Below are 22,984 nucleotides of genomic sequence, written 5' to 3' on the forward strand. Positions count from 1 at the left end.
CGATGAACGACACCACCGCCCGCCCGGCTCCCGCCGGGATCGTCGACGCCCACCACCACATCTGGCGCGCCGCCGACCTGCCCTGGCTCCAGGGCGAGATGATCCCGCGCATCTTCGGCCCCTACGAACCGATCCGCCGCGACTACCCGGTGACGGAGTACGTCGAGGAGGCCACCGCCTGCGGCATCACCTCCGCGGTCTACGTGCAGGCCAACTGGTCACTCGACCGCGCCCTGGACGAGGTGCGCTGGCTGCGCGAGACGCACGAGGAGACCGGCTGGCCGACGGCCGTGATCGGTTCCGCGGACCTCTTCGACGAGGGCGCGGCCGACGTGATGCGCCGCCAGGCCGCGCTCACCCCGCTCATGCGGGGCACCCGGCTGCAGCTGCACTGGCACGAGCGGCCGGAGTTCCGGTTCGCCTCCGGCCCCGACCGCATGAAGGACCCCGTCTTCCGCCGCAACATCGCCTCGCTCGCCGACCTCGGCTGGCTGTTCGAGCTCCAGGTGTTCGCCGGCCAGATGGCCGACGCGGCGAGCTTCGTCGACGACTTCCCCGACGTCACGTTCGTGCTGGTCCACGCGGGGATGCTCGACAGCTCCGAGGCGTCCCGGGTGGCGGAGTGGAAACGCGGCATGAGGCTGCTGGCCGAGCGGCCCAACGTCGTGGTGAAGCTCACCGGCCAGGGCACGTTCGTGCACCGCGTGGACCGCCCGCTGATCGAGACGGTCGCGGACACCTGCCTGGAGGCCTTCGGCTCGCACCGCTGCATGTGGGGGAGCAACTTCCCGATCGAGAAGCTCTGGACCGACTTCCCCACCCTGGTCTCCACCTGGCAGGAGGTTCTCTCCAGCCGGTCCGCCCAGGTCGTCCAGAACGTGTTCGCCGCCACCGCCCGCCGGGTCTACCGCCTGTAGAGCCGGACGGGGCCGGTACCGATGCCGAGTTCGAGGGCGGCGCCCGATCCCGCCAGATCGGCGAGGAAGGCGACGGCCGGGTCGAACAGTTCAGGTCACTTGGCCTCGTAGGTCTCCGCTGTCCGCTCGTCGAAGTTGTTCTCCGGCACGGATCCACTGTGACCGCGGCCCTTTGGTGGCCGCCACCCATTGACCCCGGCCGGCCGCAGCGCCACGCGTGCCCGTCCGCACGGCCCGGCTCCTCAGGAACCGGCCGGGCAGAACTCGGCGGCGAGCGCGTCGGTGAAGACGCTGAGCGGGGCCCAGTCGCCGTTGGCCTGGGTGGTGAGGCGGTGCTCGCCGTCGCGGGTGCCCATGGTGTAGCTCCAGGAGCCGTAGGTGGCGCCGGCGTTGCCCCAGACGCTGGTGCCGCAGGGCAGCTCCTGTTCGAAGACGCCCAGGCCGTAGCGGGTGCCCGGAATCCAGTTCGCTCCTTCGGTGGGGACGGTGGTGAGCATCTCGCGCAACTGTTCGGCCGGCAGGACGCGCCCGCCGAACAGGGCGGCGAAGAACCGGTTGAGATCGGTGGTGGTGGAGATGACGCCGCCGGCCGACCAGGCGAAGGACTGGTTCATCCCGGTGGCGTCGTAGATGGTGGGCCGGGGGTCGCGGGAGAACAGGGTGGAGTAGTGCACCGGGTGCGGGCCGCGGATCCCGGGGTCGGTGCGGGGCAGGGAGGTGCCGGTCAGGCGCAGGGGGCGGATGACGTTGCGGATGAGTTCCTGTTCGAACGTCCTGCCCGTCGCCTTTTCGACGATCATCGCGGCGAGGATGTAGTTGGTGTTGGAGTATCTGAAACGCTGACCCGGCTCGCCGGTGGGCGGGTGGGCGAGGGCGATCCTCACCAGCTTTTCGGGGGTGTGGGTGTCGTAGCGGTGCTTGAACCACTCGGGACCGACGCCCATGGCGAAGAACGCCGGGTCGTCGGAGTAGGCGTAGATGCCGCTGGTCTGGTTGAGCAGCTGCCTGATGGTGATCTCGCCGGGCTTGTAGGCGCTGCCGTCGAACAGATCCGGAAGATACTCGTCCAGGGTGTCGTCGAGGCTCAACCTGCCTTCGGCCGCGAGCTTGAGCACCACGGTGGCGGTGAAGGCCTTGGAGGCGCTGCCGATGCGGAAGCGCTCGTTCCGCCGGCGCTCGCGTCCGGTTTCGGTGTCGGACACCCCCGCCGAGCCGAACCAGGAGCGGCGGCCGTCACGGACGTCGGCGACCATGCCGGGAGCGAGCTTGGCGGCCACCGTCCGGTCAAGCACCCGCTGCACCCCGGGATGTCCAGGAGCGGACGACGCGGTGGCGGGCAGGGCCGTGGCGGCCAGGTTGGCGGACAGGGTGGCGGACAGGGTGGCGGCGGCGAGCAGCGCCGCCTTGACGGACTGCGATGCGATCACATCGGCTCCTTTTCGAGGGGTGGGTGGGGCGAGTCGAGGCCGGCGGACCACCGGGTGGCCGTGAACCTCGCCTTTCGCGTTGCCCGCGCACGCCCGTCCCCCGAGAGTGCCGCCGGAAACGACGGCGGGACGGTGCCGGGACTTGGTGGGGATTCCCGTCGGGGGTGCGGGGGGCCGCGAAACTCGATCTTCGCAATATATAAAAAGCTAACTTGCATTCGTAAAACTGTCAACGCTTCTATCGGCTTTCATCAGGCATTTCATCGAACTTGCAATGGCAATGACCGTGAACGCAAGCGAGCGAACTTGCAATGAGATGGATGCGAATGCAAGACTGCACCCGTCCGCGCGCGGATGACCAGGAAGCGCGTATGACCAGGAAGGTGCCGCCCGTGCCCGGAGGCAGGCTGACCCACCAGGACCGCCGGCAGATCGCCGACGGCCTGACCGAAGGGCTCACCCACACCGAGATCGCCGCCCGCCTGAACCGGCCGCTGTCCACCGTCTCGCGAGAGGTGGCCCGCAACGGCGGTCCCGACGCCTACCAGGCCGACCAGGCGCACCAGGCCACCCGGGAGCGCGCCCGCAGACGCCCGCCGGCCCCTGACGACCGTGACCGTGAGACAGCCGGCGATCTGGAGGAGCGGTTCACCGCGGTCATGATCAACACCGGGTTGTCGCGGATGACCGCCCGCGTCCTCGCCGTCCTCTACCTCACCGACAGCGGCAGCCTCACCGCGGCCGAGCTCGCCCGCAGGCTGCGGGTCAGTCCCGCCTCCATCTCCAAGGCCGTCGGCGAACTCGAACGGCAGGAACTCATCCGCCGCGAACGCGACCCCCGCCGGCGGCGCGACCGCTACGTCATCGACGCCGACGCCTGGTTCCGCGGCTGGATGGCCAGCGCCCGCCAGAACACGCTGCTGGCCGACGTCGCCCGCCAGGGAGCGGCGACGCTCGGAGCCACCTCGCCCGCCGGGATCCGGCTACGGGACATCGGCGACTTCTTCGACCACGTCGGCCACGCGATGTCACAGGCGGCCGAACAGTGGCGCCGGGCCCACAGCGCCAAGTGAACACCCGTCGTGCCCGAGCAGTCGCGTTCGAGGAAGGCTCGCCATCGGAGCTCGGAGCCGGCGAACCGCCGCGCCGTCACAGCCGGCCGGAAGTCCGAGACCCGGGTGGCCCGGGACCGGGTGTCGTGCTCACCGGATTCACCTCGTCGGCATGGTCGACGGGGATCATCCTCAGGGTTCCCTTGGTCACCATGAGCATCCTCCCCGCTCCAAGGTCTCGCAACGCGACCACCCTGGTGGCCGACGAGGACCGCTCCAGGATGTGTCCGTCAGACCGCAGGCGGAAGAGCACACCGCCCGCGCCGGCCACCACGAACCCCTCGCCGTCCCGAAGCACCCCACTGACGAGCGGCTGCCCGACGTCCACGTTCCACAGCACCGATCCGTCTTCGGGATCGACGGCGAGGTAACCGGCCCCTCGCTCTCGCAACCACACCACACCGCCGGTGAACTCGGCGGCCGAGGACAAGAGGTCGGCATCATGATGGAAGAACCGCTCGACGAGACCCGAGGACAGTCGAATGCTCGCGACGGATCGCGGGCCGCACGGCACCAGGCACCGGTCAGGGCCGATCATGGTGAACGCCGGACGATCGTCGGTTTCGGCCAATGGCTCCGGCAGCCGCCAGCGGTTCAGTTCCGCGCCATCTCGTGGATCCAGCGACCACGCTTCCGGGCCGTCTCCCAGCAGCATGCCGCCGTTCCAGACCAGAGGACGCACCGTGGCCGTGCGCCGCCGGGTCCGCCACAGAAGCCGCCCGTCCTTCAGGTCGAAGGCGAACACGGGCGTGTAACCCCGCCAGCCGCCGACGACGACCGTCTCCGCGGTGGCCACGACGTGCCCGGAGCAATGCGGCAACCCGGCACGCCACACCACGGATCCCGTCGTGAGATCGAGACAGAACAGCTGGTCGGCGTCCTGCGGCAGAACCAGGCAACGATCGCCGGCGACCACGACGGCACGCGGCCGGGTTCCGATCGGAACGTCCCAGCGGACCGAGCAGTCGTGGCGGTCCAGGCAGACAAGCCGGGTGTGGCGCTCATGGACGACGACGAGGTCCTCCGTCACCGCCGGCGCCGAAGCGGAACCCCTCTGATGAAGCCGCCGCTCCCACAGCGTCTTTCCGATCATCTGCCGATTCCACCAGGCGGGCACCGGCGACATCAATCACATTGATCCGGAAGGTCATACCGGCCGAAGCGATGCACAGAACTCAGCGGACCTCGTTCGGCCAGCATTTCGTTTCCCGGCGGCGTCCAGGCTCCCCGGCGCCGGTTCGTGCCGGCAGGCGTGAAGGCGAAACCGTCGGTGAAGCCTTCAGTGAAGCCGGAACCCCCGCACCCCCGTGGAGAGAAAAGCCCCTCGAGCCTGGAGGGAGTCTCGTTCCTCGCTCCAGGCCTGTTCACGATCTTCCGCGAACGCCATCGCGTCGAAGTGAACCCTGAGGGCGATCTCTCCGCCGAACATGCCGGGCCGGCGGAGAGCCGCGTTGATCTCAGCGAGCAGGTACTCGCGCACCTGATCGCCCGTCCGCGCTTCCCTCCGGCCGTCCGCATCGGTCATCGACCGCCCTCTCTTCCGCTGTCCTGAGCTCCCGCGAACGCCGGAAGGGGGCCGGAGTCGGCTCCGGCCCCCTTCGTCACCAGGCACTACGCAGGCGCTGCCTTTCCGCCCTGGATACCGGGGCAGTGCACTTGTTAGGAGGGTGCGGTATCCGGCGTCACCGGCCGGGTACCGCCACATAGCGCGAGGGCGATGGGCGCGTCCGCGGGAAAGTATGCCTCGACGATGTCCCCTTCAAGCGTGATGTCCAAAAGCGGCGCCGAACGGGTGGTCGTCTGAAGATTTCGAAGCCTCGACGAAGTGCGACGAAAGGGCGAGGTCTAGCGCCCCCCTCCGGTTCGGCCAAGCAACTCGCTGGCGGTCGTTGACCGGACATCGTCGGTGGTGGCGAGTAGTTCCGCCTCGGTCACGACGAGACTGCTGATCTGGAGCAGCACATCTCCGTGTCTGGCGAACAGGGCCACGGGCCTGTCATCAATGACCCACAGGACGCGACCATCGGGCAGCGGTCGGCAGGTGTCGCTGACGCTGACGCGAAAAGCCCAGGCGGGTTTCAGATACCGCGTGGCTTTCAGATACCGTGCGGCGCACGCTTGGCCGGGGGTAGCCGCCGTGGCACGGATGAACACCTGCATCTCCCACTCCTCCCGCAGATTGAAGCTGGGTTTGTAGAAGCGATGGATGATGGTGCGGGGGGTGTCCAGGCGATAGGAGAGCTCGACTGCCGGGCCTCCATCCTCTGGACCGAGCCGCCACAAACCCGCCACGTACCGACGGCCGGGGATGTCCAGGGAGACCAGCGGCACTCCCATCGTGCCCAGGTCCCAGACCCGGTGCCAGTGCCGTACGCGATCCGAGACCTGGGCGGCACCGACCGGAAAGGCGATCATCGCTCCCGCGAGGAGGATCCGCGGCAGGGCGGTACGCGACATGACCATCCAGGCCGCCGCGACGTACCCCGTGACACCGGCCAGGAGAAAGATGATTCCGAAGAGCGATTCGGGCAGGCCATAGGCCGTCCTGTGGGAAGGGATGAGCGCGAACAATCCCGAGGTCAGCGCCCCGAAGGCGGCGGATCCGGCGAGTGCCGTCAGCCACCACCGGGAGATCTTGGCCGACCGCGCCAAGATCCCGCTGAGCAGGATCGGGACCACGATGATCGCGATGCCGTTGATGACGCCGCCCAGTCCTTCGGAGGACGCCGGCTCGTTGGGCCAGACGGCACTGACGACGAAGCGGCCCAGCCCTCTGCGGCCCACTACGTCGTCGGTCCAGATGACGGCGACCACCACACCGACGACGAGCCCTACCAGAGCGCTCTTGGTCAGGGAGGTGCGACCCGATAATTCGCTCATGGTCGGAACTATCGACCATGCCTGGCAGTTCGCCAACCCGACGAGATAGGTCGCCGGAGCGCAACGGTCCGCCCGCCACATCGCGGGCGGGGATCCCGCTTTTGGCGATACGCCGACGAGTCGACCTGCTCGCCGGAAGAACTCCGGCTCCTCCCGGTCAGCGGACAGTTCACTGCCGCGAAAACACCGCAAGGGGGCCGGACGTGGTTCCGGCCCCCTTCATTGCCAGGGATTACGCAGATTCGACCTTTACATCCAATACTGCTTTTCTGCCCGGAATCAGCTGCAGCCGCTGGTGGAGCCGCAGCCCTCGCAGACGTAGCAGCTGCCGGCGGGGCGCATCTTGGTGCCGCAGGTCATGCAGAGCGGCGCGTCGGCGGTGCGGCCCTGGTGGGACTCCAGGGAGCCGCCCCGCTTCGGGGTCTCCACGGGGGTCGCCTCGGGCCGGGACTGCGGCTCCTCGACGGGGGCCGCCGACTCGATGGGGGCCGAGGTGGCGAGCTCGGCGATGACCTCGTCGGCGGTGTGGATCGGGGCCGGGTCCTCACCACGCTGCTGGGCGGCGCGCTCGGAGGCGGAGAAGATCCCGAGAGCGGCGCGGTCGTCGTAGGGCAGGTGGTCCAGGGCCAGGCGGCGGAAGATGTAGTCCATCACCGAGGCGGCGATGCGGACGTCCGGGTCGTCGGTCATGCCGGCCGGGTCGAAGCGCATGTTGACGAACTTGCCGACGTACGTCTCCAGCGGCACCCCGTACTGCAGGCCGATGGAGATGGCCACCGAGAACGCGTCCATGACGCCCGCGAGGGTCGAGCCCTGCTTGGACATCTTCAGGAAGACCTCACCGAGACCGTCGTCGGGGTAGGACGAGGCGGTCATGTAGCCCTTGGCGCCTCCCACGGTGAAGCGGGTGGTGGTGCTGGGGCGCTGGTTCGGCATCCGGCGCCGGGTCGGGCGGCTGATCTCCACGACCTGGATCTCCGGCTCGGCGGGCGCCGCCTTCTCCTCGGTCTTCTTGCCCGAGCCCGAGACCGAGAGGGGCTGGCCGACCTTGCAGTTGTCGCGGTAGACGGCCAGGGCCTTCAGGCCGAGCTTCCAGCCCTCCATGTAGACCTGCTCGATGTCCTCGATCGTCGCGGACTCGGGAAGGTTGACCGTCTTGGAGATGGCCCCGGACAGGAACGGCTGGGCCGCGGCCATCATGCGGACGTGGCCCATCGGGGCGATCGCGCGCTCGCCCATGGCGCAGTCGAACACCTCGTAGTGCTCGCGCCGCAGCCCGGGGGCGTCGACGACGTGGCCGTTCTCGGCGATGAACTCGACGATCGCCTCGACCTGCTCCTCCTGGTAGCCCAGCCGCCGCAGCGCGCGGGGGATCGTCTGGTTGACGATCTGCATGGAGCCGCCGCCGACGAGCTTCTTGAACTTGACCAGGGCGAGGTCGGGCTCGATGCCGGTGGTGTCGCAGTCCATCATCAGGCCGATGGTGCCGGTCGGGGCGAGGAGCGAGGCCTGGGCGTTGCGGTAGCCGTTCCGGTCACCGAGCCGCAGGCACTCGACCCACTGCCTGGAGGCCTCGCGGTGGATGGCCCCGTCGATCTCGTCGAACGTGCGCAGGGCGTCGTTCGCGTCGTTGTGCTTGCGCATGACCCGCTTGTGCGCGTCGGCGTTGCGGGCGTAGCCGTCGTACGGGCCCACGACCGCGGCCAGCTCGGCGCTGCGGCGGTAGGAGACGCCGGTCATCAGCGAGGTGATGGCCCCGGCGACCGCACGGCCGCCGTCGGAGTCGTAGGCGTGGCCGGTGGCCATGAGCAGCGCGCCGAGGTTGGCGTAGCCGATGCCCAGCTGGCGGTAGGCGCGGGTGGTCTCGTCGATCTTCTCGGTCGGGAAGTCGGCGAAGGTGATGGAGACGTCCATCGCGGTGATGACCAGCTCGGTGATCTTCACGAAGTTCGCGATGTCGAAGCTGTCGTCGTCCTTCAGGAACTTCAGCAGGTTGATGCTCGCCAGGTTGCACGAGGAGTTGTCCAGGTGCAGGTACTCCGAGCAGGGGTTGCTCGCGGTGATGCGGCCCGTCTCCGGGCTGGTGTGCCAGTCGTTGATCGTGTCGTCGTACTGGACACCGGGGTCGGCGCACTCCCAGGCGGCCTTGCCCATCTTGCGGAACAGCTCCCTGGCGTCGATCTTCTCGATGACCTCGCCGGTGAGGCGGGCGCGCAGGCCGAACTCCTCGCCGTTCTCCACCGCGCGCATGAACTCGTCGGAGACGCGCACGGAGTTGTTGGCGTTCTGGTACTGGACGGAGACGATGTCCTTGCCGCCCAGGTCCATGTCGAACCCGGCGTCGCGGAGGGCGCGGACCTTGTCCTCCTCGCGCGCCTTGGTCTCGACGAACTCCTCGATGTCGGGGTGGTCGACGTCGAGGACGACCATCTTGGCCGCGCGGCGGGTGGCGCCCCCGGACTTGATGGTGCCGGCGGAGGCGTCGGCGCCGCGCATGAAGGAGACCGGGCCGCTGGCGGTGCCGCCGCTGGAGAGCAGCTCCTTGGAGGAGCGGATCCGGGAGAGGTTGACGCCGGAGCCCGAACCCCCCTTGAAGATCACGCCCTCTTCCTTGTACCAGTCGAGGATCGACTCCATCTGGTCGTCGACGGCCAGGATGAAGCAGGCGCTGACCTGCTGCGGCGACGCGGTGCCGACGTTGAACCAGACGGGTGAGTTGAAGCTGAAGACCTGGTTGACCAGAGCGTGCTTGAGCTCGTGGTCGAAGATCTCGGCGTCCTCGTCGGTGGCGAAGTAGCCGTGCTCGACCGCCGTGCGGGTGTAGACGCCCACCACCCGGTCGACCAGCTGCTTGAGGCTCCACTCACGCTGCGGGGTGCCGACCGCGCCGCGGAAGTACTTGGTGGTCACGATGTTGGCGGCGTTGACCGACCACGACCGGGGGAACTCGACGCCGCGCTGCTCGAAGTTGATCGAGCCGTCGCGCCAGTTGGTCATGACGACGTCACGGCGCTCCCAGGTCAGCTCGTCATAGGGATGCACGCCTGGCGTGGTGAAGATGCGCTTCATCTTCAGGCCCTTACGCGGCCTCTTGCCCCCACGTGCCACCGCGCCGACAGTCTCCGTCATGACTTCCCCCTCCTGGGGCTCCGTAGAGCCCTCGAATCGGACCACACCAACGCGCCGCCTCAACCCCCGGCGCCCGGGGTCTGCATCAGTCCTGCTTGGTGGAGCGCTCCGCCCGGAGCCGCTCGATCTCCGCCTCGAAGTCGGCCAGGGTCTCGAACCCCCGGTAGACGGAGGCGAACCGCAGGTACGCCACCTCGTCCAGCTCTCGGAGCGGGCCCAGGATGGCCAGCCCGACCTCGTGGGCCGCGATCTCGGCGCATCCGGTGGCCCGGATGCTCTCCTCGACCCGCTGGCCCAGCTGCGCCAGGGAGTCCTCGCTGACGGCACGTCCCTGACAGGCCCGCCGGACTCCGGCGATCACCTTTTCCCTGAAGAACGGCTCCGTCACACCGCTGCGCTTGCTCACCATGAGCAGGACGGTCTCCTGCGTGGTGAACCTGCGCCCGCATTCCGAGCACGTGCGCCTGCGGCGGATGGCCCCGCCGTCCTCGGTGGCACGGCTGTCGATGACGCGCGTGTCCAGGTGGCGACAGAACGGACAGTGCACGTGTGTCGCCTCCTTGGACCAACGGATCGGCCGACCCACCTCACCTACCCACGGCGCGTATGAACAGACGTCCGCGCACATATCTTCGAATAGTCGAGATGCGGTAATGGAACCACAAGCTGTGGTGATGAGTTGCGATGCAGCCACTAGATGTTGTGGTCCAACCGTAGAAGTGCGCGACCATGAACGCAAGTTGAAACGACCTTGCGGGATGAAGTCGCTGATCAGCCCTCACATCGCGGCGTGTCGCCGCCGGGCGGGACCCCTCTCTCCCCGGGCGTCCCTTCCCTCACACACGCCCCGGGCGATCTGTCAGGTGGGACACCCCGTCACACCTCTCCCCCACCCGCCGCCCACCCTCCCGAACCCTTCCTCCACGTACGCCACCGCCCCGGCCCCGCCACGGGGGACAGGGTTCGCGACCCCGGCCCCCTGGTCCCGCCCGGGGACGAGGCCCTCGGGCCCCGGCCTCCTTCAGCGGACAAGGCCCTCGGGGAGGTAGAGCCGGGTCCCCGGCCGGACCTCCGGGCCGGAGAGCCCGTTGAGGTCCATGACGCGACGGACCATCGGGCCGGTGCCGGCCTCCTCCGTCAACGCGTCCGCGATCTCCCACAGCGTGTCGCCCGCGTGCACCGTGATCCGGGGCAGGCCCTCAAGGTCGGGCCGCCCGCCCGCGGAGGCCATGTCGATGCGCCCGCCGATCCAGAGCACCCCAAGGGTGAACAGCGCGAGCACCGTCACCGCCACAATCCTTCCACGCCTGGTGAGCCGGAGTGGCCGTCGGACGGCCGCCGGACGGGCGGCGCCGGAACGGCGAGCCCGCGCCACGGGGACCACCGCCGCCCCCCGCGCCCCTCCCGACCCGGATCCACGCCCGGATTCGCGCACGGATTCGCGCACGGATTCGCGCACTGCCCCTCGCCGCGGCTCACGGCCCGGCTCGCGGCCGGCTCCCCGGCCCGGCTCCCGACCGGGTCGCCGTCCTCGCTCACGCCCGGACGTCCGGCCCGGCTCACGCCTGGCGCCCTGCCCCGGCTCGCGCCCCGGCTCCCGCCTCAGCTCACTCCCGGAGGCCCGCTCGGCCCCCCGGCCGGCCCCTCGCCCGGGTGCCCGCCTCGACCCCTGCTCGCCCCCCTGCCCCGGCCCCGCCTCGGAGCCCCGCGTGGTCTCCCGCCTCAGCCCCGCCTCGGAGCCCCGTGTGGGCTCCGGCGCGGGGCCCGACTCCGACTCCGGCTCCGGTCGCGGAGGCGGCACGAGTCGCAGGCGTGGCGCCTCCGGTGATCGCCGCGCCGTCCGGGATCTCGGCGCGGTCCTGGATCGCGGTGTCGTCGTGGTCGGTTTCATGGTGACCCCCATCCCCTCGACCTGGCCGAACACATGTCGAAGAAAGATCGGCGAATCGAACACGATGTCGATCGAACTCCCGTACGATGTTGTACACCACGGCGTCGCCGATTTCGAGGACATTCGAACAATTGTTTGAATATGATCTTCGGCCGAGGTATGGTCGCTGTGTGCGACGTGTCAGATACAGACCGGGAGGCGAGGAGTTCGTATGAGCCAGCACAACGAGAACGGTTCGGCCGCCAGCGACCTGGCGGTTCGAAGGCGTGACTCCCTTGGCCTCACCCCCAGGCAGCGGAAGATCCTTGAGGTTATCCGCGATTCCGTGCAGCAGCGCGGTTATCCGCCGTCCATGCGGGAGATCGGCGAGGCGGTGCAGCTCACCAGCACCTCCAGCGTGTCGCACCAGCTGACGGCGTTGCAGCGCAAGGGCTACCTGCGGCGTGATCCGCACCGCCCCCGCGCCCTGGAGGTCCGCCTTCCCGGCGAGCCCGTGCTGTGGGTGGATCCCGACTCCGGTGAGGACGAGGCCCCGGTCAGCCGCCCGACCGCCGCCTACGTCCCCCTGGTCGGCCGGATCGCCGCCGGTGGTCCCATCCTCGCCGAGGAGAGCATCGAGGACGTCTTCGCCCTGCCCAAGCAGCTTGTCGGCGAGGGCACCCTCTTCCTCCTCCAGGTGACCGGCGACTCGATGATCGAGGCCGCCATCGCCAACGGCGACTGGGTGGTCGTACGCCAGCAGCCGGTCGCCGACAACGGCGACGTGGTCGCGGCGATGATCGACGGCGAGGCCACGGTCAAGACCTTCAAGCGCAGGGACGGCCATGTCTGGCTGGTCCCGCACAACCCCAACTACGACCCGATCCCGGGTGACGAGGCCACCGTGCTGGGCAAGGTCGTCGCGGTCCTCCGCAAGCTCTGAGCCACGGCCGCAGGCTCTCCTGAGTCACGGCCCTGCGCGGGCTCCGACGCGGGCGTTCCCGCGTGCTCCGGGCCGTTCCCCTCCCCGCTTGAGCGAGCGGTGAGTGGGGAGCGGCGCACTCCGGGGCACTCCTGGGCACGCCGTCCTGACGCGAGTTCCACACCCGCGCCTCCGGCCTCCACGCGACACGCCGGATGGGTGGTGTCCCGACATCGGGACACCACCCATCCGGCGTTCTCAGGTCTTCCGGCCGCCTACGGGACGATGTTGACCAGCTTGGGCGCGCGGACGATCACCTTGCGCGGCGCGCCGGACAGGAAGGGCCTGACCTTCTCCGACTCCAGGGCCAATGCCTCCAGGTCCGTCTCGGAGATCTCCGGGGAGACCTCCAGCCGGTCGCGCACCTTGCCCGCGACCTGGACGACGCAGATGACCGACTCCTGGACCAGCAGCGCCGGGTCGGCCACCGGCCAGCCCGCGGTGGCGACCGAGGCGGAGTGTCCCAGCCGCTCCCAGCCCTCCTCCGCCACGTACGGCGCGACCAGGGACAGCATGACCGCCAGGGCCTCGGCGGCCTCCCTGACCGCCGGGTCGGCCGCGCCCGGGCCGGAGTCGATGGCCTTGCGGGTCGCGCTCGTCAGCTCCATCATGCGGGCCACCGCGACGTTGAAGCGGTGGGAGTCGACCAGCGTGGTGACCTCGTCGACGGTGTGGTGGACGACCTTGCGCAGGTTCAGGTCTCCGGCGGTGACGTCCGCGCCGGGCGCCGAGGCCGCGCCGGCCTCGGCCATCACGCGGAACGCGCGGGCCAGGAACTTCTGCGACGCGGCCGGGGAGACGTCGGCCCAGTCGATGTCGTCCTCGGGCGGCCCGGCGAAGACGACGGTCAGCCTGACCGCGTCGACACCGTAGGCGTCGATCTGCTGACCCAGGTCGACGCCGTTGCCCAGCGACTTGGACATCGCCTTGCCCTGGTTGATGACCTGCCCCTGGTTCAGCAGGCGGGTGAAGGGCTCGACGAAGTCGATCATCCCCATGTCGTGCAGGACCTTGGTGAAGAACCTGGCGTACAGCAGGTGCAGCACGGCGTGCTCGACGCCGCCGACGTACTGGTCGATCGGGCCCCACCTGCGGACGCGCTCGACGTCGAACGGGCCGTTCTCGTACGCCGGGTCGACGTAGCGCAGGAAGTACCACGAGGAGTCGACGAAGGTGTCCATCGTGTCGGTGTCGCGCCTGGCCGGGCCGCCGCACTTGGGACAGGAGACGTTGACCCAGTCCTCGGCCGAGGCCAGCGGGGAGACGCCCTTGGGTGCCAGTGCCTCGCCGCGCATGTCGGGCAGGGTGACGGGCAGCTGGTCGTCGGGGACGGGGACCTCGCCGCAGTCGGCGCAGTGGATGATCGGGATCGGGCAGCCCCAGAAGCGCTGGCGGGACAGCAGCCAGTCGCGCAGCCGGAAGTTGACCGTGAACCGCCCGGTGCCCCGCTCGCCGAGCACCTCGATGATCTTCCGGATCGCCTCGGCCTTGGCCAGGCCGTCCAGCGGGCCGGAGTTGACCATCGCGCCGTCACCGGAGGTGGCGACACCGGTCTCGCCCGGATCGGCCAGGCCGGTGTGCACGACCACCCGTACCGGCAGGTCGAAGGCACGGGCGAAGTCCAGGTCGCGCTGGTCGTGCGCGGGCACGGCCATGATGGCGCCGTGGCCGTAGTCGGACAGCACGTAGTCGGCCGCCCATACCGGCATGCGCTCGCCGCTGACCGGGTTGACGGCGTACCGGCCCAGGAAGACGCCGGTCTTCTCCTTCTCGGTGGACAGCCGGTCGATGTCCGACAACTTCGACACGCTGGTCCGGTACGCCTCGAAGGCCTCGCGCCGGTCGTCGGTGACGATCTCCTCGGCCAGCGCCGCGTCCGGGGCGACCACGAAGAAGGTCGCGCCGTACAGGGTGTCGGGGCGGGTGGTGTAGACGGTGACCGGCTCGTCGCGGCCCTCGATCACGAAGTCGACGTCGGCGCCCTCCGAGCGGCCGATCCAGTTGCGCTGCATGGCCAGCACGCGCTCGGGCCAGTTGCCCTCCAGCTGGGCCATGTCGTCCAGCAGCCGGTCGGCGTATTCAGTGATCTTGAAATACCACTGCGTCAGCTCCCGGCGGACGACCTCGGTCCCGCAGCGCTCACACCTGCCGTCCTTGACCTGCTCGTTGGCCAGCACGGTCTGGTCGTTCGGGCACCAGTTGACCAGGCCGCCCTTGCGATAGGCCAGGCCGCGCTCGAAGAAGCGGTTGAACAGCCACTGGGTCCACCTGTAGTACGAGGTGTCGCTGGTGTGCAGGCGGCGGGACCAGTCGAAGGAGATCCCGTAGCGCCTGTAGGAGCCGGCCTGGGTCTCGATGTTGGCGTAGGTCCACTCCGCCGGGTGCGCGTTGCGCTTGATCGCGGCGTTCTCGGCGGGCAGGCCGAAGGAGTCCCAGCCGACGGGGTGCAGCACGTTGTAGCCGCGCTGGACCCAGTAGCGGGAGATGACGTCGCCCAGGGCGAACGCCTCGGCGTGCCCCATGTGCAGGTCACCCGAGGGGTAGGAGAACATGTCGAGCATGTAGCGCCGCTCACGCGGGTCGGCGGGGTCGTCGGAGGCCCGGAAGGGGTCCAGTTCCTCCCACCTGCGCTGCCACTTGACCTGCAGGGCCTGCGGGTCATAGTGCTGCTCGTCGCTCTGCATGTCGGCTCGCTCGCTCACGTCGGTTTCCTCGGGGTGTGTCTGCGTGGATGGTCTGAACCCGTCCGGCCCAATGCAAAAACCCCCCGCTCACGCGGAGGGCAGCCGCATCGGCAGGGCGCTCAGGGACGGGGACGCCGATGCGGCCCGATAAGCAGGGTCGCGGCACGCATAGACCAAGACTATCGCAGCCCGCAAGCCGTATTCATGGCCAGGGAAAACGAGGCCGATCATGACAACCCGGGGACAGGATCAGGTCAGGTCGGCAGAATGGGGGTTTGCGCACCGGCCGGGACAACGAGACTCGATGGCTATACGCCTGTTGTGACCTCGTATGTCTCTCGCGTTTACTCTTTTAACCGTGGCACATTCAGCAGAGCCGGGGCAGGGCCCGGATCCGATGGAGGTCGGCCTGCCCATGCAGGATCCACCGACCGACCCCACCGGACTCCAGTTCAGGGGGGCGTTCTCCGGTTTCCCTGCGAGCCCCCCCGTCTCACGTGAGACCATGCCCAATACGCCTAATTCGGGCACCCGCGCGGGAGGTAAGGAAAGCATGGCCTCGGAGCAGTCCAGCCAGTCCCACCTGCCTTCGGCATGGCCGGAGGCTGCCGAGCCGTCGCCCTCGTGGCCGAACGACCCCCTCGGCGCCGGTGCCCGGCCGCCCCGCCCGCAGGACGAGCCGCAGGGCGGCAACGGCTCCCCGTGGCAGACCTCACCCGGCGGCGAGGGCCAGCGCCCCTCCCCCGGCGGCAGGCCCCAGAGCCCCCAGCCCCACGACGACGGCCACGCGCGGAGCCGGCAGGCCGACGGCTGGACCCAGGCGACCGGTCCGCAGAACAACGGCTGGGCGCAGGCGTCCAGCCCCCGGAGCGACAGCTGGTCGGAGGCCTTCAGCCCGCGCAACGACAGCTGGGCGCGGGCGTCGAACCCCCAGGGCGACGGCTGGTCCCAGGCATCCGGCGCCCAGGGCTCCGCGCAGGGGCCCGGTTCACAGGGGTCCGCGCAGGGGCCCGGTTCACAGGGTGACGGCTGGGCGCAGGCATCGGGTTCGCAGGGGTCCGGCTCCCAGGGTGACGGCTGGGCGCAGGCATCGGGTCCGCAGGCGTCCGGCTCCCAGGACGCCGACAACCGGCACCAGACCTCCCCCGGCAACGGATGGCCGCAGCCCGCCCCCTCCCAGGACGGCTGGGCGCAGGCCGCCGCACCGTCCAACGACGCCCGGCCCGGCGCCACGCCTCCCGACGGAGGCCGTACGCAGAGCCCGCAGGCCGACGGCTGGGCGCAGGCGTCCAACCCGCGCGACGACGGCTGGGCGCAGGCGTCGAACCCTCAGGCTGACGGCTGGGCACAGGCATCCGGCTCCCAGGGCGACGGCTGGGCACAGGCCTCCGGCCCGCAGGGGGCCGGTTCACAGGGTGACGGCTGGGCGCAGGCATCGGGTCCACAGGCGTCCGGCTCCCAGGACGCCGACAACCGGCACCAGACCTCCCCCGGCAACGGATGGCCGCAGCCCGCCCCCTCCCAGGACGGCTGGGCGCAGGCCTCCGGCCCGCAGGCCGACGGCTCCCCGTCCTCCCCGAACAACGGATGGCCGCAGGCCACCCCGTCACAGGACGGCGACACCCGGCACGCCCCCACCCCGCAGGCCGACTCCTCCAACGGCTGGGCCCAGGCCACCGCGTCGCCCAACGCCGGCTGGCCCAGCACCACGCCCCACGACGACGGCCGTACGCAGAGCCCGCAGGCCGACGGCTGGGCCCAGGCGACCGGCCCGCAGAACAACAGCTGGGCACAGGCGTCCAACCCACAGGGGTCCGGCCCGCAGGGGTCCGGCCCGCAGGCCTCCACCCCGCAGGGGGACGCGCACCGGCAGGGCTCCGGTGCGGCGGCGGGCGAGACCTGGCAGGCCACCGGAGCGGGGCACGACGCCCCCGCCTGGCCCCCGGCACAGGCGGCGGAGAACAGCGGGTGGCCGCCGCCCTCACCCGCGCAGGCGGAGAACCACTGGCCGCCCACGTCCCCGGCGGGCGGGAACGCGTGGCCTCCGGCCTCCTCCCCGGGGAACGGGAGTCCCGCCGATGCGCAGACCTCGGCGTTCACCCCCTCGTGGACGGGCGCCGACGCCCCGGCGGCTCCCTTCGGGGGTGCTAACCCGGGCCCCGCCCAGGGAAGTGCTCAAGGCGCTCCTTCCGGCGTCACCCCCGGCGGCCCCCCTTTCGCGGGCGCCTCACCCGACGGCGGCCCGGACGACGGGAACGGGCGGCGCAGCTACGGCGTGCCGGACACCCCCGCCATGTGGGCCCTGGCGGCGAACGCGGCGGCCACCGGCGCGTCCTCGCCCCAGACAGCCCCCGTCCACCCCGGGGCGGCCGGCTCCCCGCCGCCGCCCCAGCCCGGCCACGCGGGTCAGCCGGGTCAGCCGGGTCAGCCGAACCACCTCGGCCAGCCCGGACAGCCTGGGCACCCCGGTCAGCCCGGTCAGCCCGGCCATCACCTGAGCCGCGACCCGTCCGACCCGAACAAGCCGTTCGTCACCGCGGGCCAGATCAGCGGCCCGAAGACGCCCCCGCCCGAGCGCCAGCAGGAGCTGTGGAACACGGTCTTCGGCGACAACTACCAGGCCATCGAGGACGAGGACGAGCTCGGGGAGCAGGGGCGGCCGGTCTGGATCTTCGCGCTGGCCGGGTCCGTGGCCATCGCGCTGCTCGGCGCGGTGCTCTGGGCGTTCCTGGCCGGGCCGCTGGCCGGCGGCGAGGAGATCGCCTCCGACCCCAAGCCCTCGGCGACGGCCACCAAGAAGCCGGCCAAGCCCGCCGCCGTCGGCCGCCTGCCGCGCTTCACCGGCGACGCGTCGCCGGTGGCCGGCACGCTCACCGACCAGCAGGCGGGCATCACCCTGGCACAGCTCGGCGCCCCCTGGCGGCAGGACCAGCGGCCCGGTATGCCCGCCACCTACGGCTTCACGACCCGCCAGTACCTCCCGGCGGGTACGGACTCCACGGGCAAGACCCAGTTCGCGCAGCTGATGTCGGGCCCGCTCTCCCCGCGCCTGAAGAGCAAGTACACCTCGCCGGAGAACCTCGCACCGGTGATCAACGCGGTGGCCTCCAGCGGGCGCAACAAGTTCTTCCCCGAGGACAACACCGCTCGCAAGACCGCCCAGCAGACCCTGTCGGTGAACGGCCTGCCCGGTCAGCTCGCCGCGTACGAGATCACCTCGGGCGACTCCAAGACGACCATGGTCGTGGCGGCGGTGAGCACCGGCGCCGACCTGCCCTCGATCGTCTACATGTCGGTGCCGGACAGCAAGAAGGAGCTGCTCCCCGACATCAACACCGTCTTCAAGTCGATCCGGGCGGCGGGGTAGCCACACCCCGCGGGCCGCGCGGCGGGGTGGTGGCCACCGCGGGCCCGGCGGGCTCCGGAAGACCCTGAGGGCCGCGGAGAGCTCAGAAGGTGCACTCCATCCGCTTGATCCCGTTGATGAAGCTGGAGTGGAGCCGTTCGGGAGAGCCCCCCTCGATCGTCGGGACGCGGCGGAGCAGCTCGCGGAACATGACCGTGATCTCGCGGCGGGCCAGGTGGGCGCCGAGGCAGAAGTGCGGTCCCGGGCCGCCGAAGCCGATGTGGGGGTTGGGGTCGCGGGTGATGTCGAAGCGGAGCGGGTCGGTGAAGACGCTCTCGTCGCGGTTGGCGGCCCAGTAGTAGAACACCACCTTCTCCCCGGCGCGATAGAGGTGGCCGTTCATCTCGTGGTCGCGGGTGAGCTTGCGGCGCATGTAGTTGACCGGTGAGGCGAGGCGGACGATCTCCTCGACGGCACCGGGCAGGCGCCCGTCGAGGTCCTGCAGCAGCAGCTCCCGCTGGCCGGGGTTCTCGGTGAACAGGCGCAGGCCGTGGGAGATGGCGTTGCGGGTGGTCTCGTTGCCCGCCACCACCAGCAGGATGAAGAACGAGCCGAGCTCCTGCATCGTCAGCTTCTCACCGTCGATGTTGGCGTTGACCAGCGATGAGGTGAGGTCGCTCGTGGGGTGTTCCGCCCGGTGCGCGGCGAGGTCCTGGACGAGTTGCTGGAGCTCCATCCCCGCGGTCAGCAGCCTCTCCGCGACGGTGTTCATGTCGGCGCCGACGTACTCGGGGTCGAAGCCGCCGAGGATGACGTTGGACCTGTCGAAGACCGTGCGGTAGTCCTTCTCCGGTATCCCCATCATGTCGCAGATGATCTTCAGGGGCAGCTTGGCGGCCACCTCGGTCACGAAGTCGCAGCCGGGCCCCTTCGCGATCAGGTCGTCCACGATCCGCGCGGCCGCGGTGTCGACGTCGGCCTCGAACTGCTTGATCATCTTCGGCGTGAACGCCCGGGAGACGATCCTGCGCAGCCTCGCGTGCCGGGGATCGTCCATGTTGATCATCGAACCGAAGTACTCGGCGAACTCGGCGGGCATGTCGAGGATGTTGGTGGCCCCGCCGTCCCCCGAGCAGAACACCTCGGGGTTGCGGCTGGCCTCCAGGATGTCGGCGTGTTTGACCAGCGCGTGGTAGCCGACCCCTCGCGGGATCAGCGAGACCTCCATCTCCTGGTAGAAGACGGGACGCTCCAGCTCCCGCAGGAGCCGGAAGGCGTGCTCCCGGTCCCGCATGGGCCTGGCCCAGAAGTCGGAGTCCGACAGGTCGAAGTCGTCGGCGGAGACGATCGGCTTCCGCTCTACTGGCGTCACGCTCATGGCGCCCATCATTTGGGAAAGCAAACGCTTGCGTCAATGAGGCGTCCCCCGGCCGCTTCGGGAGGAGACCCCCTGGCCGCCCTCAGAAGTCGCAGTCGAGGTGCTTGATCCCGTTGATGAAGCTGGAACGCAGACGGTCGGGCTCCCCCGCGGAACGGATGCCGGGCAGGCGGGTGAACAGCTCGCGGAACATCACGGTGATCTCGCGGCGGGCCAGGTGGGCGCCCAGGCAGAAGTGCGGCCCCGGACCACCGAAACCGACGTGCGGCCCCTCGGTGCGCCGGATGTCGAAGCGGTACGGGTCGGTGAAGATGTTCTCGTCGCGGTTGGCCGCCCAGTAGTACAGCAGGACCTTGTCGCCCGCGCGGTAGAGGTGGCCGTTCATCTCGTGGTCGCGGGTGAGGCTGCGGCGCATCCAGGCGACGGGCGACGCGAGGCGGACGATCTCCTCGACGGCACCGGGCAGGCGCCCGTCGAGGTCCTGCAGCAGCAGCTCCCGCTGGTCGGGGTTCTCGGTGAACAGGTGCAGGCCGTGGGAGATGGCGTTGCGGGTGGTCTCGTTGCCCGCCACCACCAGCAGGATGAAGAACGAGCCGAGCTCCTGCATCGTCAGCTTCTCACCGTCGATGTTGGCGCTGGTCAGGGCGGTGATGAGGTTGTCCCCGCCCTCGGCGGCCAAGGAGATGACGAGGTCCTGGAGCCCCTGCCCGGCGCCGAGGAGCAGCTCGGCCGCGCGGCTGACGTCGGCGATGAACTCGGGGTCGCCGCCCGACAGGATGATGCTCGTGGCGTCGAAGACCGCCTGGTAGTGCTCGGGGCCGATGCCCATCATGTCGCAGATGATCTTCAGGGGCAGCTTGGCGGCCACCTCGGTCACGAAGTCGCAGCCGGGCCCCTTCGCGATCAGGTCGTCCACGATCCGCACGGCCGCGGCGTCGACGTCGGCCTCGAACTGCTTGATCATCTTCGGCGTGAACGCCCGGGACACGATCCTGCGCAACCTCGCGTGCCGGGGATCGTCCATATTGATCATCGAACCGAAGTACTCGCCGAACTCGGGGCCGAGGTCCTGGATGGAGGTCGCCCCCCGGCCCGAGGAGAAGATGTCGGGGTGGCGGCTGGCCTCGATGATGTCCGCGTGCCGCACCAGGGCGTAGTAGCCGGGGCCGGGCGGGGCGAAGGGGATCTCGGGCTCGGCGAAGAGGAGGGGGCCCGGCTGCGCGCGGAGCACCGCGAAGGCGGCCTCCCGCTCGGCCATCGGCCGCTCCCAGAAGGAGATGTCCGACAGATCGATGTCCGCGAGTGAAACCGTCATGCCAGCCTCCACTAGAACCGCATTCTGTTTTATGGATCCTGCCACAGGACCCTCGGCTCAACCAGGCCCGGAACGAGATCGTCGATCTTCCCGGAGCGCTCCCGATGCGGGAAGCGCCCGGCCTGGGAACATGCTCCCCCCTGGAGCCCGGCGAAAGGAAGGCCATGGCCTGACCGAGCTGGTCCGTCCACGCGGGCCCGTACCGGAGACGTCCCGCCGGCGGGCCTCTCAGCGGCTCCGGCCGCATGGCGACGTGGCCCGATGGCCGGCGAGCCTGGCGGTCAGCGGGCCGGCGGTGACGGGGACGGGGACGGGGGCTCAGCGGTCGGCGGTGATGAGATCGGCGGCCCTTTCGGCGATCATGACGGTGGGCGCGTGGGTGTGTCCCCGGGTGATGAGCGGCATGATCGAGGCGTCGGCCACCCGCAGGCCGGCGATCCCCCGGACCCGCAGGGCCGGGTCCACCACCGACCCTGGATCGTCGCCCATCCGGCAGGTGCCGACCGGATGGTAGAGGGTCTCGCTGCGCTCGCGGATCCAGCGGACGAGCTCCTCCTCGCTCCTCGGGTCCCAGTACGGGTCCATCGGCGGCCCCGCGAGCGGCCGGAGCGCCTCGGTGCCGAACAGCTCCCGAGCCTTCCGCAGCCCGGCCACCTGCCTTTGGACGTCCGCCTCCGCCGTCAGGTAGCCGGGATCGATCACGACGTCCCGGCCGTCCAGCGAGAGGCGCCCGCGGCTCTCCGGCCGGAGCAGGATCGAGGCGATGGTCAGGCCGTGGCCGGGCGGCGGGGTGAGGCCGTGGTTGACGAAGGCACCGGGGGCGAAGACCAGCTCGATGTCGGGGGCGGGCTCCTCCTCGGAGGTGCGGATGAACGCCACGGCCTCGCCGACGTTGGAGGTGAGCATGCCCCGGCCGCCGGTCAGGAAGCGGAGCAGGTTCGCGACCGACTCGGCCCCCGCGAGGGTGATGGGCTTGAGGCAGTGCAGGAAGACACCCGACGCGAGGTGGTCCTGGAGGTTGGCGCCGACCTCCGGCAGCTCGTGGACCGGCTCCACACCCGCGGCCCGCAGCTCGTCGGCCGGGCCGACGCCCGACAGCATCAGCAGGTGCGGCGAGCCGATCGTCCCGGCCGACAGGACGACCTCCCGGCGCGCCCGCGCCACCACCGTGCCTCCGCCGCCTCCACCGCCGCCGTTGCCGTCACCGCCGTACTCCACCCCGGTCGCGCGCCCGTTCTCGACGAGCACCCGGTGCACGCGCGAGGAGGTCAGCACGGTGAGGTTGGGCCGCCTGGCCGCGGGGGCGAGGTAGGCGTCCGCGGAGCTCCAGCGGCGGCCCCTGCGCTGGGTGACGGGTGTCGGGGAGCAGCCCTCGTTGGAGGGGCCGTTGAGCTCCTCCAGGCGGGCGATGCCCAGTTCCTCGCAGGCCCGCAGGAAGAGCTCGGTGGCGGGGTTCGGGGAGCGCAGCTCCGAGATGTGGACCGGGCCCTCCGTGCCGTACACGCCGCCGCGGTTGGAGCCGGTGCGGCGCTCGATCCCGCGGAAGTACGGAAGGACCTCCTCGTAGGACCAGCCCGGCACGTTCCACCCGTCGTAGTCGGCGCGGTGCCCGCGCACCCACATCTGGGCGTTCATCGAGGAGGAGCCGCCGAGCATCCGGCCGCGCGGCCAGTAGAGCTCCCTGCCCGACAGCTCGGGCTGCCTGACGGTGGTGAAGTCCCAGTCGCACTCGGTCTTGAACAGCTTGGAGAAGCCGGCGGGCATCCGGACCTCCAGCCTCCGGTCGGAACCGCCCGCCTCGATGAGGGCGACCCTCGTTGCGGGGTCGGCGGAGAGACGGTTGGCCAGGACGCATCCCGCCGACCCCGCACCCACGATGACGTAGTCGTACTCCACGCTCACCGACCTTTCATCGCACAACCAGCCGGCTCGCCTCCCCGTAAG

Annotated in this window: 15 protein-coding genes; 4 read left to right on the forward strand and 11 right to left on the reverse strand. The window is 70.2% G+C overall.

From position 1 onward, the window contains the following. The first annotated feature begins 2 nt into the window (after window positions 1-2). Window positions 3-917 carry an amidohydrolase family protein gene (locus AC5L38_RS26030; protein WP_495245436.1) on the forward strand — a complete coding sequence of 305 codons (915 nt, stop codon included), beginning with the start codon at window positions 3-5 and terminating at the stop codon, window positions 915-917. A gap of 242 nt (window positions 918-1,159) precedes the next feature. Here the strand turns inward: AC5L38_RS26030 and AC5L38_RS26035 are convergent, their stop codons facing one another. After that, window positions 1,160-2,344, reverse strand: a complete 1,185-nt coding sequence (locus AC5L38_RS26035; protein WP_495245437.1) for a serine hydrolase domain-containing protein — start codon at window positions 2,342-2,344, stop codon at window positions 1,160-1,162. A 392-nt stretch (window positions 2,345-2,736) separates the two neighbouring features. On the opposite strand from AC5L38_RS26035, the gene AC5L38_RS26040 reads away from it, so the two are divergent. Next, window positions 2,737-3,417: a GbsR/MarR family transcriptional regulator gene (locus tag AC5L38_RS26040; protein ID WP_495245557.1), complete on the forward strand. Its 681-nt coding sequence runs from the start codon at window positions 2,737-2,739 to the stop codon at window positions 3,415-3,417. A gap of 76 nt (window positions 3,418-3,493) precedes the next feature. Here the strand turns inward: AC5L38_RS26040 and AC5L38_RS26045 are convergent, their stop codons facing one another. The 6 genes from AC5L38_RS26045 to AC5L38_RS26070 form a co-directional block, all read right to left on the reverse strand. Next, window positions 3,494-4,549 carry an outer membrane protein assembly factor BamB family protein gene (locus AC5L38_RS26045; protein WP_495245438.1) on the reverse strand — a complete coding sequence of 352 codons (1,056 nt, stop codon included), beginning with the start codon at window positions 4,547-4,549 and terminating at the stop codon, window positions 3,494-3,496. Between the two features lie 186 nt (window positions 4,550-4,735). Further along, on the reverse strand, window positions 4,736-4,981 hold the full coding sequence (locus tag AC5L38_RS26050) for a hypothetical protein (protein ID WP_495245439.1): 246 nt from the start codon (window positions 4,979-4,981) through the stop codon (window positions 4,736-4,738). 320 nt (window positions 4,982-5,301) lie between these two features. Continuing rightward, complete coding sequence (locus AC5L38_RS26055) at window positions 5,302-6,336, reverse strand: hypothetical protein (RefSeq protein ID WP_495245440.1); 1,035 nt, start codon at window positions 6,334-6,336, stop codon at window positions 5,302-5,304. Between the two features lie 279 nt (window positions 6,337-6,615). Further along, complete coding sequence (locus AC5L38_RS26060) at window positions 6,616-9,465, reverse strand: vitamin B12-dependent ribonucleotide reductase (protein WP_495245441.1); 2,850 nt, start codon at window positions 9,463-9,465, stop codon at window positions 6,616-6,618. Window positions 9,466-9,550: 85 nt separating this feature from the next. Beyond that, window positions 9,551-10,012, reverse strand: coding sequence for a transcriptional regulator NrdR (gene nrdR / locus AC5L38_RS26065; RefSeq protein WP_495245442.1), 462 nt, complete (start codon window positions 10,010-10,012; stop codon window positions 9,551-9,553). A 474-nt stretch (window positions 10,013-10,486) separates the two neighbouring features. Further along, complete coding sequence (locus tag AC5L38_RS26070; protein ID WP_495245443.1) at window positions 10,487-10,753, reverse strand: LysM peptidoglycan-binding domain-containing protein; 267 nt, start codon at window positions 10,751-10,753, stop codon at window positions 10,487-10,489. A gap of 814 nt (window positions 10,754-11,567) precedes the next feature. Between AC5L38_RS26070 and lexA the strand changes: the two genes are divergently transcribed. Then, window positions 11,568-12,278 (forward strand): transcriptional repressor LexA, encoded by a 711-nt coding sequence (gene lexA / locus AC5L38_RS26075; RefSeq protein WP_350975199.1) that lies wholly within the window; start codon window positions 11,568-11,570, stop codon window positions 12,276-12,278. 254 nt (window positions 12,279-12,532) lie between these two features. On the opposite strand, the gene leuS is transcribed toward lexA, so the two are convergent. Continuing rightward, the gene (gene leuS, locus AC5L38_RS26080) at window positions 12,533-15,001 is read right to left on the reverse strand and encodes a leucine--tRNA ligase (RefSeq protein ID WP_495245558.1); all 2,469 of its coding nucleotides are present in this window, start codon (window positions 14,999-15,001) and stop codon (window positions 12,533-12,535) included. A 553-nt stretch (window positions 15,002-15,554) separates the two neighbouring features. On the opposite strand from leuS, the gene AC5L38_RS26085 reads away from it, so the two are divergent. Continuing rightward, window positions 15,555-18,368: a hypothetical protein gene (locus tag AC5L38_RS26085; RefSeq protein ID WP_495245444.1), complete on the forward strand. Its 2,814-nt coding sequence runs from the start codon at window positions 15,555-15,557 to the stop codon at window positions 18,366-18,368. An 82-nt stretch (window positions 18,369-18,450) separates the two neighbouring features. On the opposite strand, the gene AC5L38_RS26090 is transcribed toward AC5L38_RS26085, so the two are convergent. The 3 genes from AC5L38_RS26090 to AC5L38_RS26100 form a co-directional block, all read right to left on the reverse strand. Continuing rightward, window positions 18,451-19,725, reverse strand: coding sequence for a cytochrome P450 (locus AC5L38_RS26090; RefSeq protein WP_495245445.1), 1,275 nt, complete (start codon window positions 19,723-19,725; stop codon window positions 18,451-18,453). 82 nt (window positions 19,726-19,807) lie between these two features. Beyond that, window positions 19,808-21,040, reverse strand: a complete 1,233-nt coding sequence (locus tag AC5L38_RS26095; protein ID WP_495245446.1) for a cytochrome P450 — start codon at window positions 21,038-21,040, stop codon at window positions 19,808-19,810. A gap of 318 nt (window positions 21,041-21,358) precedes the next feature. After that, entirely contained in the window at window positions 21,359-22,942 is a 1,584-nt protein-coding gene (locus AC5L38_RS26100; protein ID WP_495245447.1) for a GMC family oxidoreductase, read from the reverse strand. Window positions 22,943-22,984 lie beyond the last annotated feature (42 nt).

It is taken from the genome of Streptosporangium nanhuense, assembly GCF_059358815.1.

What these genes read in the sequence shown, in the direction of transcription:
- leuS (WP_495245558.1), bottom strand. Translation starts at nt 15,001, where the DNA reads ATGCAGAGCGACGAGCAGCACTATGACCCGCAGGCCCTGCAGGTCAAG.
- lexA (WP_350975199.1), top strand. Translation starts at nt 11,568, where the DNA reads ATGAGCCAGCACAACGAGAACGGTTCGGCCGCCAGCGACCTGGCGGTT.
- AC5L38_RS26095 (WP_495245446.1), bottom strand. Translation starts at nt 21,040, where the DNA reads ATGACGGTTTCACTCGCGGACATCGATCTGTCGGACATCTCCTTCTGG.
- AC5L38_RS26050 (WP_495245439.1), bottom strand. Translation starts at nt 4,981, where the DNA reads ATGACCGATGCGGACGGCCGGAGGGAAGCGCGGACGGGCGATCAGGTG.
- AC5L38_RS26060 (WP_495245441.1), bottom strand. Translation starts at nt 9,465, where the DNA reads ATGACGGAGACTGTCGGCGCGGTGGCACGTGGGGGCAAGAGGCCGCGT.
- AC5L38_RS26045 (WP_495245438.1), bottom strand. Translation starts at nt 4,549, where the DNA reads ATGATCGGAAAGACGCTGTGGGAGCGGCGGCTTCATCAGAGGGGTTCC.
- AC5L38_RS26055 (WP_495245440.1), bottom strand. Translation starts at nt 6,336, where the DNA reads ATGAGCGAATTATCGGGTCGCACCTCCCTGACCAAGAGCGCTCTGGTA.
- AC5L38_RS26090 (WP_495245445.1), bottom strand. Translation starts at nt 19,725, where the DNA reads ATGAGCGTGACGCCAGTAGAGCGGAAGCCGATCGTCTCCGCCGACGAC.
- AC5L38_RS26030 (WP_495245436.1), top strand. Translation starts at nt 3, where the DNA reads ATGAACGACACCACCGCCCGCCCGGCTCCCGCCGGGATCGTCGACGCC.
- AC5L38_RS26085 (WP_495245444.1), top strand. Translation starts at nt 15,555, where the DNA reads ATGGCCTCGGAGCAGTCCAGCCAGTCCCACCTGCCTTCGGCATGGCCG.